Annotated in this window: 13 protein-coding genes and 1 rRNA gene; 11 read left to right on the top strand and 3 right to left on the bottom strand. The window is 44.4% G+C overall.

Annotated elements, in window-relative coordinates:
- The first annotated feature begins 111 nt into the window (after positions 1-111).
- From LSG31_RS04700 to LSG31_RS04670, 6 genes are all read left to right on the top strand, one after another.
- Positions 112-2,175 (top strand): DUF4357 domain-containing protein, encoded by a 2,064-nt coding sequence (locus LSG31_RS04700; protein ID WP_347438245.1) that lies wholly within the window; start codon positions 112-114, stop codon positions 2,173-2,175.
- Positions 2,176-2,454: 279 nt separating this feature from the next.
- Positions 2,455-2,718 (top strand): hypothetical protein, encoded by a 264-nt coding sequence (locus tag LSG31_RS04695; RefSeq protein ID WP_347438244.1) that lies wholly within the window; start codon positions 2,455-2,457, stop codon positions 2,716-2,718.
- The gene (locus LSG31_RS04690; RefSeq protein ID WP_347438243.1) at positions 2,715-3,101 is read left to right on the top strand and encodes an aspartyl protease family protein; all 387 of its coding nucleotides are present in this window, start codon (positions 2,715-2,717) and stop codon (positions 3,099-3,101) included. The genes LSG31_RS04695 and LSG31_RS04690 overlap by 4 nt, the downstream gene beginning before the upstream one ends.
- A 364-nt stretch (positions 3,102-3,465) precedes the next feature.
- Positions 3,466-5,880 carry an RNA polymerase recycling motor HelD gene (gene helD, locus LSG31_RS04685; protein ID WP_347438242.1) on the top strand — a complete coding sequence of 805 codons (2,415 nt, stop codon included), beginning with the start codon at positions 3,466-3,468 and terminating at the stop codon, positions 5,878-5,880.
- Positions 5,881-6,360: 480 nt separating this feature from the next.
- A 5S ribosomal RNA gene (rrf, locus tag LSG31_RS04675) occupies positions 6,361-6,477 on the top strand.
- Positions 6,478-6,571: 94 nt separating this feature from the next.
- Positions 6,572-6,856, top strand: coding sequence for a HesB/YadR/YfhF family protein (locus LSG31_RS04670; protein WP_347438241.1), 285 nt, complete (start codon positions 6,572-6,574; stop codon positions 6,854-6,856).
- Positions 6,857-7,051: 195 nt separating this feature from the next.
- Here the strand turns inward: LSG31_RS04670 and LSG31_RS04665 are convergent, their stop codons facing one another.
- Both LSG31_RS04665 and LSG31_RS04660 read right to left on the bottom strand, forming a co-directional pair.
- The gene (locus LSG31_RS04665; RefSeq protein ID WP_347438240.1) at positions 7,052-7,306 is read right to left on the bottom strand and encodes a DUF3892 domain-containing protein; all 255 of its coding nucleotides are present in this window, start codon (positions 7,304-7,306) and stop codon (positions 7,052-7,054) included.
- Positions 7,307-7,386: 80 nt separating this feature from the next.
- The gene (locus tag LSG31_RS04660) at positions 7,387-7,584 is read right to left on the bottom strand and encodes a hypothetical protein (RefSeq protein ID WP_347438239.1); all 198 of its coding nucleotides are present in this window, start codon (positions 7,582-7,584) and stop codon (positions 7,387-7,389) included.
- Between the two features lie 732 nt (positions 7,585-8,316).
- Here LSG31_RS04660 and LSG31_RS04655 point away from each other — a divergent pair.
- Positions 8,317-8,703 (top strand): hypothetical protein, encoded by a 387-nt coding sequence (locus LSG31_RS04655; protein WP_347438238.1) that lies wholly within the window; start codon positions 8,317-8,319, stop codon positions 8,701-8,703.
- Positions 8,704-8,768: 65 nt separating this feature from the next.
- On the opposite strand, the gene mobA is transcribed toward LSG31_RS04655, so the two are convergent.
- A complete protein-coding gene (mobA, locus tag LSG31_RS04650; RefSeq protein WP_347438237.1) occupies positions 8,769-9,419 on the bottom strand; it encodes a molybdenum cofactor guanylyltransferase in 651 nt (216 codons plus the stop codon).
- Between the two features lie 373 nt (positions 9,420-9,792).
- Between mobA and galT the strand changes: the two genes are divergently transcribed.
- The 4 genes from galT to LSG31_RS04630 all read left to right on the top strand — a co-directional run bounded on the left by galT (position 9,793) and on the right by LSG31_RS04630 (position 14,446).
- Positions 9,793-10,839, top strand: a complete 1,047-nt coding sequence (gene galT, locus LSG31_RS04645) for a galactose-1-phosphate uridylyltransferase (protein WP_347438236.1) — start codon at positions 9,793-9,795, stop codon at positions 10,837-10,839.
- Positions 10,836-12,026: a galactokinase gene (locus LSG31_RS04640; protein WP_347438235.1), complete on the top strand. Its 1,191-nt coding sequence runs from the start codon at positions 10,836-10,838 to the stop codon at positions 12,024-12,026. Before galT ends, LSG31_RS04640 begins: the two co-directional genes overlap by 4 nt.
- Positions 12,027-12,074: 48 nt before the next feature.
- Positions 12,075-13,064, top strand: coding sequence for a UDP-glucose 4-epimerase GalE (galE, locus tag LSG31_RS04635; protein WP_347438234.1), 990 nt, complete (start codon positions 12,075-12,077; stop codon positions 13,062-13,064).
- 146 nt (positions 13,065-13,210) lie between these two features.
- Positions 13,211-14,446, top strand: a complete 1,236-nt coding sequence (locus LSG31_RS04630; RefSeq protein WP_347438233.1) for an ROK family transcriptional regulator — start codon at positions 13,211-13,213, stop codon at positions 14,444-14,446.
- Positions 14,447-14,464: the final 18 nt, after the last annotated feature.

Genomic DNA, 14,464 nt, shown 5'->3' with positions numbered 1-14,464 from the left:
AAGATCAAACACGGTGAACCGTACCACAAGTAAATGAGGTTTTTTGATTGATATGATTGATCGAAAAAAGTATTGTAGAGTTATGTTACGAAGAGAGGGGAGGAATATTCTATGAAAACAAAGTTAACAGCCCAAGAAACTCCTTTACATAAAGTATTTTCAGATGATTATTTATTCACTGTTCCTTCTGTTCAACGGCCATACTCGTGGACAACAGATGAAGCAGGGGAGCTTTTGGATGATTTATTGGAATTTATTAATCACTATGGTATTTCAGAAAATAATATCAGCCATGTTGACGAGCCTTATTTTCTAGGGAGTATTGTTTTAGTCAAAAATGATGGTCCAAAAGCTGAGGTATTGGATGGTCAACAACGATTGACTACACTAACTATTTTATTTTCTGTACTACGTGACATTCTCAGTGATGATTACGCTAATGATATTGAACAAATGGTGGTACAGAAGGGTAGCAAAATATTAGGTACACAGGATACATATAGACTGCATTTGCGCAAAAGAGATGATGAATTCTTAAAAAAATACATACAAGCAAAAGGCATGACACATAAGTTAACAAAGGATACATCATTCAAGACAGACAGCCAAAAAGCAATTATGGAAAATGCACTGTATTTTATGGAACGCTTAAATGAATTAGATGAAGAGACAGTAAAAACACTCCCTTTAGTTTTAGCCACCCTTTGTTTTATTGTTGTAGTTTCTACCCCCAATTTTGATTCAGCTTTTCGGATATTTACTGTTCTAAATGATCGGGGGTTGGATTTACTTCCAAGTGATATATTTAAAGCACGTGTAATAGGAGCAATCCCTGATAATGAACAAGATTTCTATACAAGTAAGTGGGAAGATGTTGAAGTCTCTTTAGGACGGGATAGGTTCAATAAATTATTTGATCATATAAGGATGATAATCCAAAAAAGAAAAGGTAGTGCAAATTATAAAGATGAATATGAGGATATCTTCTCGAAAGTAACTGGAAAATTTTTCATTAATGACATTTTAATCCCATACAGTGATATTTATTTGAAACTTGTTGATTATCAATCCTTTTACAGCCATCAACCCAAGATATTAAAAATATTAAGCTTGCTTAATCGAATTGATAATAATGATTGGATTCCCGTAGCAATGTATTATATTCAACAATATAAAGATAATTTGGAAGGGTTTTTAAATCTGTTGGAGCAGTTTGCAGGTATCAGCATGGTCTTGCGGAAAAACTTCAATTGGCGTATGTCTAAGTATTCACAAATTCTAAGGCAAATGGAGAAAGGAATTAATATCTTTTCTGAGGAATCTTTATTAACGGTTTCAGATGATGACAAAAGGGCAGTTTTGGAAAGGTTAAATGGAGATGTTTATACAGAGTTAAAAGATACAGTAAGGAGATACGTTTTGCTTCGCTTAGATTCATTACTGACAAACGGACAACCTTTCTATGATCATTCCGTTATTACAGTTGAGCATGTTCTACCGCAAACACCTAAAGTGGGTAGTGAATGGTTAACAAATTTCCCTAATCCATCTGAATATGTGCACAAACTAGGGAATTTGGTTCTATTGACTCGCTCCAAAAATTCGCAAGCCCAAAACTATGACTTTAATAAAAAGAAAACATCCTATTTTCAATCAAAAAATGGAGTTACAACTTTTGCATTAACAACTCAAGTCATTCAGGAAAATGAGTGGACTCCGAGAGTTTTAGAAGATAGGCAGAAAAAATTGATTAATCTATTAAGAAATGCATGGGATCTCAATGTAAGCAATACCAATATTTCATATAATACAGAGATTGTGCTTAATCAATCAATTGATAGTCATTTACTTCAAAAATATTTTATAAATGCAGCTAGAGGGGCAAATGCTGTGGGTACTCCTGTGTATAATGGTTTTAAAGTGTTTAAAGATTCATTTTTTGCTGATTCTGTCAGCGATTCTTATCAACAAAACTATTTAGAAATGAGGAAAAACTTAATAGAAAAAGGATTACTAGTGGCTAAAAAAGATAGGGGGTTATATCTCACAGAAGATTATACTTTTTCTAGTCCTTCAACTGCAGCAGCTATTGTGATGGGGCGAAGTGCTAATGGTTTAACGGAATGGAAGACAATAAGTGGTGAGCTGTTAAGGGATCTTGAAAAAAATGGTTAAAGGGGATAGGAAAAAAATAACGTTATAAAGCATGTATCTTTAGGAGAGCAGAAAAAGGATTGGAAATGATCCTCAGGATGCTCTCTTTTAAATCTCTCCTATAAAAGTTATATAAGTAATGGGGCAGCAAGTTGAAAGGGAAAAGCAGTACGTTTAGTCTAGATCCATTTTTTGCGTTGTATAAAAAATTCAAATTAATGATGATGTATGACGTAGTTTGTCCAATAAATAAGCTTTAATGATATACTAGGTGTAGTAAAAAAATGGAGGTGCTATAAGATGAAATGGGAGCAAGTTCGTGAACTATATCCTGAACAATGGGTACTTGTCGAAGCCATCTCTGCTTACTCAAAAGATTCTATCCGCCATCTTGAAGAATTATCCGTCATTTCAAATTTCCCCGAGTCGACTTTTGCATGGAAAGAATATAAAAAACTACATCTAGCAGACCCTTCTCGCGAATACTACATTTTCCATACAGACCATGAAACAATAGATGTAAAAGAACAGAAGTTTATCGGAGCTAGGAGACGGCTCCAATGAAAATTCAAATACAATACGGGTTACCAATAGTAACTGTTTCCCTTGCATATAAAGGGAAACAGTTACTATTGGATGATGTGCTCTTGGATACAGGATGTTCAACTACAATCTTTGATACGGATGAAGTTGAAGAAGTTGGACTTATCATAGACCGTAAAGGTGGCAGGCCAAGAAGAATGTATGGAGTTGGGGGAGAAAGTGAACTGTGCTATGAGCAGACTGTAACAAATTTAGAAATTGATGGATTTATGCTGGATTCTTTTCAGATACAGTTAGGAATAACAAAAGAGACATATGGATTTAATGGAATTCTTGGTGTCGATTTTATGATTAAAGCAGGTCTAATTATTGATTTTAATGAAAAGGTTGCTATTAGAAAATAAAATAGAAAACCTCATTTAGATTTATCACGGGGAACCGTATCATAAATAGGGAGAAATTGTTCGGGATGACTTACGAATCCAGGATTTTGCTTTTGACAATGTGGATGGCAAAAAACCTTTAAACGTCCCCCTTTCAATAAGCGTTGCATGAGTAAACTAAAGAACCCGGCATAGGTCTGCCGGGTTCAACTATAAATAAAACATTGCACGCGAAGAAAGCACTATGATAAGATTAAAAAATCGCCAGCGATTTATTCAAAAAATCAAAAATATAACATTATATCTACATTTTAATCGTATCATATGACAATGCTGTTTGTCAAACTTTTTTTCTTCGGATTTTGAAAGGAGCGTGTTCAAGAGAATGATAAACGCAAAGGATTGGAATCAAGAACAGCAGAGACTGGATCTGGTAACGGAAAAGCTTCAAGCGAGAATCGTCGAACTGGATCCGGAGGTGGCTGGGCTGCGCGATCAGGCGACGGACATCCGCAGACGATTTTGGGAGGAAGTTACGGTCAACACGAGTACCTACGAAGATTTTGAAGAGACTTTCTACAGTATAAAGCAACAAGAGGCATTATTATCCGAACGGGAGCGAAGCTACCTACTTCGCATGCAGCAATGGAAAAGCATGAAACGGCTGCTGTTATCACCTTACTTTGGGCGCATCGATTTCCAAGAGAATGGTCTGAGCTTCAGCGAACAGATCTACATCGGCGTATCATCCTTCGTAGATACAGATGGCCTGAGTTTTCTGATATATGACTGGCGGACACCTATTGCGAGCATGTACTACGACTATTCCCCGGGAGCAGCCGAATATGACACGCCGGCCGGATCCATAACTGGGACAATGAAGCTGAAGCGGCAGTACCAGATCCATGAGGGTCAATTATGCAATATTTTCGACACGGACTTAACGATCGGCGACGAATTGCTGCAGCAGGTGCTCGGTAAGAGTGCGGATGCTCAGATGAAGAGCATCGTGGCGACCATCCAAAAAGAGCAAAACGCCATTATACGCGAAGACAAGAGCCGGATGCTCATTGTGCAGGGGGCGGCCGGCAGCGGGAAGACCTCTGCGGCACTGCAGCGGGTGGCGTACTTGCTGTACAAGCACCGAGAGCGGCTCAAGGCTGACCAAATCGTTCTTTTCTCGCCGAATCCGATGTTTAACAGCTATGTATCCACCGTCCTTCCCGAGCTTGGTGAAGAAAATATGCAGCAGACGACCTTTCAAGAATATCTTGAATATTGGATCGGAACGACGTTGTGTCTAGAAGATCTGTTCGATCAGATCGAATACGTGCTGACAGCGCAAGAGCATGAGGCTCGGCTGAGTGGGATTGAATATAAAGCGTCTGTAGCGTTCCTTCAAGCTCTCCAAAATTATGCGCAATGGCTGGGTCAGGAGGGCATGCGATTCAACAGCATCTGTTTTAGGGACCGCGAATTGATCACAGTAGAGCAAATGAAAACACAGTTTTACAGTTATGATTCTTCCATTCGCTTGGCCAATCGCGTTGCAATGCTGCAAGAGTGGTTGCTGAAGGAGCTGACTATACTGGAGCGCAAGGAGCGGGAGGCGCTCTGGGTGCAGGAGGAGCTTTATTATCTTGAAAAGGAGCAATACGCTGCTGCGTTCAGCGAGTTACACAAAGAGAGGGGTGTCTTTGACTTTGCCGAACACTATGAAGAAGTTCACGAGATAGTGCACAATAAGCGCCGGCGAGACGAGGGCGACTTCGACTATGCCGAGCGGGAAGAAGAAATACTGCGTCGCATGATCGTGAAGGATCACTTTAAACCGTTGAGGCGAAGCGTGAAGCAGATGTTGTTCATCGATATGGTTGGGCTGTACGCGCAGCTGTTCGGCAATAAGGACAATTATGGCAAGATGACGAATGAGACCGAAGCTCCCGAGCTTTGGCCGGACATCTGCGAGCAAACCAAGGAAAAGCTTAGTCGACTTGAACTGTTCTATGAAGATGCGACACCGTACCTGTATTTAAAAGAGCTTGTTGAGGGCGTTCGGACGAGTACAGAGGTACGGCATATATTCGTTGATGAGGGTCAGGATTATTCAATGTTTCAATATGAATTTATAAAAAAGTTGTTTCCCCGTGCTCGCATGACGGTACTCGGCGATTTCGGCCAGGCAATCTTCGCTCAGTCAACGGAACTGTACGTTTCAGATTCACCGCTGGTTCGGCTTTACGGCGAGTCTGAAACGAGATTGGTTCGCCTTGTTCGCAGTTATCGGTCAACCCGAGAGATTGTGGAGTTCACAAAGTCGTTATTGCCGAGTGGCAAGGAGATCGTGCCCTTCGAAAGAAGCGGGAAGAAGCCGCTTCTTTCAATGGTGGGCAGTAACGAGCAGTTGGCAACGCAAATAGCAGAGGATCTTGCGGCGCTTCAGGCGGAAGGCTTTGCCTCCATCGCCGTCATTACGAAAACAGCGGCCGAAAGCCACGACGCTTACGAGCTCTTGACCGCTCAGGGATGCCCGTCGCTGCGGCTGATTACGAAGAAGACGCCCACCTTCGAAAAAGGAACGTTGGTCATTCCCGCATATCTCGCTAAGGGCGTTGAATTTGACGCTGTTCTGATCTATGATGCTTCTTCGCAGACGTATCATCGGGAAAGCGAGCGCAAGCTCTTTTATACAGCATGCACGCGTGCGATGCACCAGCTTCTGCTTTATACGACAGGAGAATGGACGCCATTCATTCAAGCATTGGATACGTCTTTGTTTGAGGTAAACATAAGGCATTGAAGCACGGTTGGCAGAAGCGGCTTTAACTTCAATGAAGACAAGGCACCCAAAAGGAACCTCTAAAATTCGCCTGATAAATGGAACAGAGAACCGTACCACAAGTAACGAAACTGTTCTTGAACTAAAAAGGGGGCGTAAGTTGAATAATAATCCTTTTGAAAAACCGCATAAATACTTGATATTACGAGTATTTATGCGGTTTCTGTCTAGTGGTTCTTGTCCATTTCACCACAAAATCCGAAGATCCCAAATTTCTTATTATTTGCTCGAATGGTTATAAAGCCGAACTTTATTATATCACACTGCTATATACAGCATGGCTAAAAAACAAAAGAATATAAGTTGCAAATAACGATCATCCAATCCATGAAACGTTCCTGCAATAAAGGCTTTGAAATTTGAAATGATCGTAGGCATCCAAAAAGCTCGTATCAAAATGCGTGTTGACATTTGATAAGCCTGGTACTATAATAGCAATTGTCTGGTGGTGATGGCGGAGGGGACACACTCGTTTCCATACCGAACACGACCGTTAAGCCCTCCAGCGCCAATGGTACTTGGAGCGCAGGCTCCTGGGAGAGTAGGACATTGCCAGGCACTTTCAAAGCTATTCTGCAGTCGTCAGGATGGCTTTTTTATTTTTCACTGCCTTTGAGAGAAACAACTTCTTTATCAGCCATGAGGTGAATTTATGAAGCTTATAGTCACAGATGCGGCAGTCAGTTGGTTTCGGGATGAAATGCATGTGAAAGATGGGGAAGGTGTCCGCATTTTTGCCCGTTACGGTGGGTGCGGCACGGTGCAATCCGGATTCTCATTGGGGATTGCCAAGGAACATCCCCGCGAAATCGGGATTAGCGCAACATCTTCCGGCATTCTCTTTTTTATCGAAACAGATGATATGTGGTATTTGAACGATTCGGATTTAACGGTTGACTATGATCGGGCGAAAGATGAAATTGTATTTCATGTGTAAGTGCGAGTTCAAAAAGTGGTTAAATAAGGTACAAGGAGTGCGAAGTCGAAGCAAAAATTCATACAAAAGCGAAATTATACAATAGAAAGAAAAGCAAGAAAAAGCGTCCCGTTGCCAAAGAGATAAAATGGTGGCGGAACGCTTTTTTCATATTTGTCCCTATCTTTTACAAAGTAAAACTTGAATCGGGGCGAGTTAGCTGTCGGACAAAATTTGATCAAACTCCGGCAAGTCATTCAAATCATTTCCTTCGATGCCGTCATCCTCGGCGCGCAGCACTTCTTTTCCGTTGACATTGTATACCTCAACTTCAGCAATTCTTCCTTGCTTTGCAAATTCCAGTGCTTGTGCGTAACTGAACACATCCCCGTGATTCGTCCGGAAAGCGACAACATTCCCTTGTGCATCCTTTTTTGCGGCGACTAAGTATAATTGTTGTGGATCGAGCATGGATTCCACCCTTTCCTTCATTTGATTCTTTATAGAGTATGGATTCGTGAGGGGGAAAGTATTCAGACGACAAAAATCATTCATTTATGATTTACTTTATTATTTGATTGACGAAATTTTTTATTTCCAGTCGTTATACGTAAAATTTTTCCTTTTTTAACTCCGGGTTGCTGTTTAAGAATAATTCCGGCTTTTCTGGAATCTTCAATGAATTGATCTACAGTGATATCGTCAAAGTAATTATCGATTATAGTATTCCATTTTTTATGTTTATTCATCGCTATCACCCTCCCAAAGAGTGACTTTCTGTATTAAATGAATATCTTTTAAGAGGATGTTCAAAAAGTAGTCAAAACTCCACGGCGGATTGCTTTGTCGAATCCCCCAAAGGCTTACTCATGTACCAAACACGTACACTCCGTCGCCTTTTCGTGCTTCGACTTCGCACTCCTTGTGTCTTACTTGACCACTTTTTGAACACTCACTTTAAGCAATATTGTTTTTCTGTTCGAAAATGTCGTGTAATGTTTCGATTTGTATCTTTCTCATTAGAAAAACGTGTGAGTATATCCGTTTCCTGTTTGTGAATATGAACGAAGGTCTTTGACATGATAAGAACATTCAAATCTAGCTTTATTAATCGCCCAAACGTGAGCGTGATATGGATCCTCGTATACATAAAGCCCTCTACCAAGATAGTGTTTCTCTCCTTGAGAAAATTGAATTTTATTTTTGGATAAAATATCGATTGCGTACGGTTCGATAGTACCGTGAAATAGCATCTGTCTAGTCATTATATACACCTTGATTTCTTTTTTAAACAGAAATAAAGAGATTTTATTTATTATACAACACTTCGAGTATCTTGATCACTGGTTCACTATACATTCAAATATTACATTCAAATATTTGTAAACTTCGACATTGATAGCATCCGCCCGCGCATGAGAGCAAGCGCTGTAGGGAAAAGTAACAGGGAAGAAACAAATGGGAAAGCGGGTGTTGTGTGTATGGATCAGATAAAGCAATCCAAGTGGTATCAGCAAAAACAAAAATCGGAAGAAATGGGCATCAAGAAAGCGAAAAGCCAAATTCGCGAGAGTGCGGATTTAGCCGATAAGCCGGAGTTGTATACAGACCATGAAGAGCTTGTGGATGTACAGACGGTTACAAAAGATATACAAGTCGAGGAGTTCCCGGATGGACCCTATGGCGCTTCCGTATATCTGGATCAGAAAATCGGAAAATCATCCCCGTGGGAAGTGGACCAGCATGTGGTCAGCCGCTTTCAAGATGAAAATCCTGTATTTAGCGATCGCAAAGTGCCGATTCACGGAGAGCATGCGGATCAGCCGGGCCCCAAACATGGCGGAGAGTCGCCGGAAATGAACAATTAAAATCAATGGCTGGGATTGCCTGAGTCGATGCGGATTCCCGAGTCGGCGGGATGACTGATATACCATTACGTACGTTGTTGCAACGTCCGATAATCTTCAGGTGTATTGATATTGGTAAAGGCGATCTGTGCCATATGCGGCAATTCTGACATAGGGATTTCGACTGCATGAATTTTCTGCAGCAGGTCGTTCATTCGCAATTGCCGTCGATCAAGGCAATGGCGCAAATCCGATACAATGCGGCGGCGGTAAATGGCGTGGAACGGTTGTTTCTCAATCATGACGGCATCATACTCCACATGCTCTGCCGCCATCTTCCTCATGCGTTCCAGCAGTGGCAAGCATATATATGGCATATCGCAAGCGATGACAAAAAACAGCTCGTCTTCTGGCTTGGCTTCCTCGTTCCAAGCTTCCTTTACATATTGGGTTTCAGCAGTACTCATGCCGGAAAATATTCCTGCAAGCGGACCCGCTCCTGTATATTCCGGAACATCTGCAACGACAGAAATGGCTGCCGGTAAATCATAAGCACTCTGAATGATTTCTCCGGCTTTGTCATACAATTGGTCGCTTGTAACAATGATCAGATGTGTACAAACTTCCCGCAGCTGATCAATGATCGCTTCCAGGATTGTTTTGTTTTTGTACGGCAGAAACGCTTTCGGTTGGCCCATTCGCCTGCTTTGTCCGCCTGCAAGTATAATGCATTGCATGAAATCCCCGCCTCTGAAATTGTTCCATCGCTGATGGGACTGAAACTGTCAATCGGACTGCGACGGTCGATTCGACTTCCATTATTGTAGCAATCCAAACCCGCAAGTTCCAGTATTAGCGTTCCAACGTATTTGACGTATTTACTCGATAACTATGAGATTTTGTCAGACAATTGCAATTTTAATGTGGAACATCAATTGTAACCAAGCCATCATTATAGTATACTTGCATTATACTTAATTAAAATAATTAATAAAGTTTTCTCGTGGCATATGGCAAGTTGCATGCAGCGTAACGTACTACGCATTACGAACCAACGAACCAACGCATCACGCAATACACAATATGCATATTTTACGAGGGGGTTAAAACATGGCGGAGTTGCGCTATAATCCGTTGCTGGATGACTGGACAATGGTCGCGTCCCATCGGCAAAATCGGCCGCAAATGCCCAAAGACTACTGCCCGTTTTGTCCGGGTTCCGGGAAAGTGCCGGAAGAATATACGGTTTACAAATATGACAACGATTTCCCGGCGCTGTCGAATCATCCTCCCGTTCCCGATCCGGTGGGAAGCGGTCTATACAAAACAAAGGAAGCATACGGAGCATGTGAAGTGATCCTGTATTCTCCCGATCATCATGCCACATTGCCACAGTTGTCTGTCAGCCACATCACCCAACTGATTGATTTGTGGACAGACCGATTCAAAGAGCTGGAAAAAGATCCGCAACACAAATACATTCTGATTTTTGAAAATCGGGGGGAAGAAGTCGGTGTCACAATGCCGCATCCCCATGGGCAAATCTATGCCTATTCCTACCTGCCGCTGAAGATTCGCACGGAACTGGACACATGCGGACGACATCATCAAACAACAGGCCGCTGTCTGATCTGTGATATGAATCGGGAAGAAGCGGCATTTCAGCAGCGGATCATCCGGGAAAATGCCCATTTTGCCGCCTATATTCCGTTTTTTACCGACTATCCGTATGGCGTCTTTATCGTTAGCAAACAGCATAAAACGGCAATTTCCGATTTTTCAAATGAAGAAAAAATGAGCCTTGCCGAGATCCTGAAAGAGATTACAGGCGCCATGGACCAGTTATTTGAGCTGCCCTTTCCCTATATGATGGCATTGCACCAAAGACCGGTAAACAGCGATTCTGTGGAGGAATTCTATCATTTTCACATCGAATTTTATCCGCCGCTGCGTTCGAAAGATCGCATCAAATACAACGCATCATCGGAGACAGCCGCATGGGCGCCCTGCAACCCGCGCGCGGTAGAAGAAACAGCAGAAGAACTGCGGATTGCTTTGCAAACATTTTTACAAAATGACCAATATATGGCCCAAAAAAATGACCAAAAAACTGGCCAATGTGATGTCCAAAAAAATGCGCAAGGAGATGCAAAATGAAACCGGCAGATCAAAAGACAGCAGAACGGCAGTTTTTGCAAGAGGAATTTATCAAACACTACGGCGGCGATCCGGCAAATGTTCGGCTGTTTTTTGCGCCGGGACGGATTAATTTGATCGGAGAACATACCGATTACAACGGCGGATATGTGTTTCCGGCGGCGCTGACGTTGGGCACTTGGCTGATGATTCGAAAACGCCCGGATCGTCGAATCCGCTTTGCATCTGTAAACATTCCGGAAACTGTGGAATGTGCTGCGGATGATTTGCAATACAGAGCAGAGGATGATTGGGCGAATTATCCCAAAGGCGTCATCGCGGAATTGCAGCAGCTTGGCATAGAGCCCTTTGGCGCCGACTTGTTGTACTATGGAAATATACCCAATGGCGCAGGTCTTTCCTCCTCCGCCTCCATTGAGTTGGTAACGGCACTCGCCATTTCGACGCTTGCCGGAGTATCACTGGACCCCGTCGACCTTGTGAAAATATCCCAACGGGCGGAAAATCATTTCGTCGGCGTCAATTGCGGGATCATGGATCAGTTTGCCGTTGGAATGGGGAAGCAAGATCACGCCATTTTGCTGCAATGTGCCACATTGGACTACGAGCTTGTACCATTGCGGCTGGCAGGATACCAATTGGTAATCACGAATACGAATAAAAGGCGCGGCTTGACCGATTCCAAATACAATGAACGGCGGGCGGAGTGTGAACAAGGTCTTGCGGCATTGCAGAAAGTCCTGCCTGCTATTTCGCATCTGGCGGATGTAACGCCCGAGATGTTGGAAATGTACGAACATGTCATCCCGCAACACCATGTAAAAAAACGCGTCCGGCATGTCGTGGAGGAAAACGCCAGAGTCAAGCAAGCGGTTGGCGCATTACAAGCGGGCGACTTGCGGAAGTTTGGCGAATTGATGATCGCTTCACATGATTCCTTGCGGGATCTCTATGAAGTCACCGGGGTGGAGCTAGATACGCTGTATGAAGTGGCAAAACAGGTGCAGGGATGCATCGGGACGCGCATGACGGGGGCAGGATTCGGCGGCTGTACAGTCAGTCTGGTGGAATCCGGGCAAGTGGAAGCGTTTCAGATCGATGTAGCCAAACGCTACACGGAGAAAACGGGTCTTGCGCCTTCCTTCTATCTTTGCGGAATCGGCGACGGAGTGAAAGAGATGGAATAAAAGAGATGTAGTAAAAGAGAAAGCGAAAAACGCTGGGAGGAACAATCGATGGCAATCTTGGTAACAGGCGGAGCGGGATATATCGGCAGTCATACGGTTGCAGAATTGTTGCAGCAAGGAGAAACGGTGGTTGTGCTGGACAGTTTGCAAAAAGGCCACAGACAGGCTGTCGCGGGCTGTACGTTCTATCAAGGGAATATTTTGGACGAAGAACTTCTGCACAAGATTTTTACCGGGCACGGAATTGAGGCAGTTGTACACTTTGCAGCAGAATCCCAAGTCGGGGAAAGTGTACAGATCCCCTTGCATTACTACCAAAATAACGTAGTCGGCACATATACACTTGTAAAATCGATGATTGGGCACGATGTGAAAAAAATCGTTTTTTCCTCAACGGCTGCTACATACGGCGAACCCAAACAAATCCCGATTCCGGAGAGCAGCGATACAAACCCGACATCGCCATATGGAGAAACAAAATTAGCCATTGAGAAGATGCTCCGCTGGTGCGACCAGGCGTATGGCTTGAAATCGGTGTGTTTGCGCTATTTTAATGCGGCAGGAGCGCATCCGGACGGGCACATCGGCGAAGATCACACGCCGGAAAGCCATTTGATCCCCATTATTTTGCAAGTTGCACTGGGACAGCGGGAAGCCATTCAGATATTCGGCGACGATTATCCGACAGCAGACGGCACATGCATCCGCGACTACATCCATGTCATGGATTTGGCCAATGCGCACTTTTTGGCCATTGAATACCTGCGGCAAAACGAGTCGAGCAGCATTTGCAATCTGGGCAACGGTAAAGGATTTTCCGTCAAAGAAGTGATTGAAAAGGCGCGCATGATCACGGGGCATCCCATTCCCGCAGTCGTATCGCCGCGCAGGGCAGGCGACCCGGCTGTGCTTGTCGCTTCGTCCAAGCAAGCCCAAAACGAGTTGGGATGGAAGCCCCAATATGGACAGCTGGAAACGATTCTCGCACACGCATGGAACTGGCATCGCAACCATCCGCGGGGATATGACGACAAATAATCTTGGAAATATATCACGCCGGAGCGGAATGGAACCATCTATCAACGATCAGGTGCCTGGATTCGATCATTCCAGGCGTCTCGGTTCGGTAATGGGTTGTAACCGTGCAATCGGCTGCATTTGCAGAAAAAAGGGGGGATTGGACAATGGCGGGCTCGACCATTCTTGCAGGCAATGCACAATTGATGAAACAGATCAATCGTTCTGCAATTCTCTCTGTTATTCGCACACAAGGGCCGATTCCGCGTGCAGAGATCGCCAAATTGACAAATTTGACTCCCCCCACGGTTACCAACATTGTCGGTGAGTTAATGGAGGAAAGGCTTGTCATTGAAGGGGAGCGTGGACATTCCAGCGGCGGCAGGAAGCCCATCATGCTGGAAATCAATCCACAGGCGGGCTATATCCTTGGCGTAGACGTCGGTTCCAAGCGATTCACCGTTCTCGGGGTCGATCTGGATGCGAACATACATGCGGAGATCGAGCGGCCGCTGCCTGCACAGCCGACTGTGGACAGCTTTTTAGCCATGCTCGCAGACACCCTGGAAGATGCGATCACTGCGATTGCAAGCGGGAATCAGTTTGCGAGAGAGCAATTAATGGGAATTGGCGTTGGCATGCATGGGATCGTGGATGTGCGGCAAGGGTTGGGAATCTTTGCTCCCAATCTGCAATTGCGTGAGGTCCCGATCCGGGACTATCTGATGCACCGTTTCTCCGTACCTGTACAGGTGGACAATGACGTCCGGGCGATGGCGGTAGGTGAGAGTTGGTTTGGCAATGCCAGAGACATACAGAACTTTGTCTGCATCAATGTAGGATATGGGATTGGCGCCGCCATCGTCTTGCATCATGAATTGTATCGCGGCATGAGCGGCAGTGCCGGAGAGATCGGTCATATCACGGTCGCTGAAGACGGACTGCGCTGCAGTTGCGGCAATTATGGGTGTTTGCAGGCGATGGCTGCCGGTCCTGCCATCGCGCAGCGTGCGGCGCAGGCGATCCGAACGGGAACAGACAGTGTGCTTTCATCTCTGGTGCAGGAGCGCTTGGAGGGACTGACCGGCGCCATGATCCATCAGGCGGCACTTCAGGGAGATCGCCTGGCCATTCGGGTATTGGCGGACACGGGACGGTATCTCGGCATTTCCATTGCACAGCTCATCCATATCCTGAATCCGGAATTGATTATCGTGGGCGGCGGTGTGGCAAAAGCGGGCGACTTTCTTTTTGAACCGCTGCGAAAAACGGTGGAAAAACACAGTCTCAAGCTTCCCTTTGCCAATACGCCCATTGTCCCGGCGGCACTCGGGGAAAAGGCCACAGCCATCGGCGCTGCCAGCATGAGCATCAAAGCGCTGTTTTCCCCTGCTCCAATGTAAGCAAAAACCCCATGTAAG

The organism is Fodinisporobacter ferrooxydans (assembly GCF_022818495.1).
Taxonomy (GTDB): domain Bacteria; phylum Bacillota; class Bacilli; order Tumebacillales; family MYW30-H2; genus Fodinisporobacter; species Fodinisporobacter ferrooxydans.
Note: the sequence above shows the minus strand (reverse complement) of the source record. Positions and strands in the feature narration are given on the sequence as shown.

Coding starts and splice junctions, on each gene's coding strand:
- LSG31_RS04695 (WP_347438244.1), top strand. CDS start 2,455: ATGAAATGGGAGCAAGTTCGTGAACTATATCCTGAACAATGGGTACTT.
- LSG31_RS04640 (WP_347438235.1), top strand. CDS start 10,836: ATGAAACCGGCAGATCAAAAGACAGCAGAACGGCAGTTTTTGCAAGAG.
- LSG31_RS04630 (WP_347438233.1), top strand. CDS start 13,211: ATGGCGGGCTCGACCATTCTTGCAGGCAATGCACAATTGATGAAACAG.
- galT (WP_347438236.1), top strand. CDS start 9,793: ATGGCGGAGTTGCGCTATAATCCGTTGCTGGATGACTGGACAATGGTC.
- LSG31_RS04665 (WP_347438240.1), bottom strand. CDS start 7,306: ATGCTCGATCCACAACAATTATACTTAGTCGCCGCAAAAAAGGATGCA.
- LSG31_RS04690 (WP_347438243.1), top strand. CDS start 2,715: ATGAAAATTCAAATACAATACGGGTTACCAATAGTAACTGTTTCCCTT.
- LSG31_RS04670 (WP_347438241.1), top strand. CDS start 6,572: ATGAAGCTTATAGTCACAGATGCGGCAGTCAGTTGGTTTCGGGATGAA.
- LSG31_RS04700 (WP_347438245.1), top strand. CDS start 112: ATGAAAACAAAGTTAACAGCCCAAGAAACTCCTTTACATAAAGTATTT.
- mobA (WP_347438237.1), bottom strand. CDS start 9,419: ATGCAATGCATTATACTTGCAGGCGGACAAAGCAGGCGAATGGGCCAA.
- helD (WP_347438242.1), top strand. CDS start 3,466: ATGATAAACGCAAAGGATTGGAATCAAGAACAGCAGAGACTGGATCTG.
- LSG31_RS04655 (WP_347438238.1), top strand. CDS start 8,317: ATGGATCAGATAAAGCAATCCAAGTGGTATCAGCAAAAACAAAAATCG.
- LSG31_RS04660 (WP_347438239.1), bottom strand. CDS start 7,584: ATGAATAAACATAAAAAATGGAATACTATAATCGATAATTACTTTGAC.
- galE (WP_347438234.1), top strand. CDS start 12,075: ATGGCAATCTTGGTAACAGGCGGAGCGGGATATATCGGCAGTCATACG.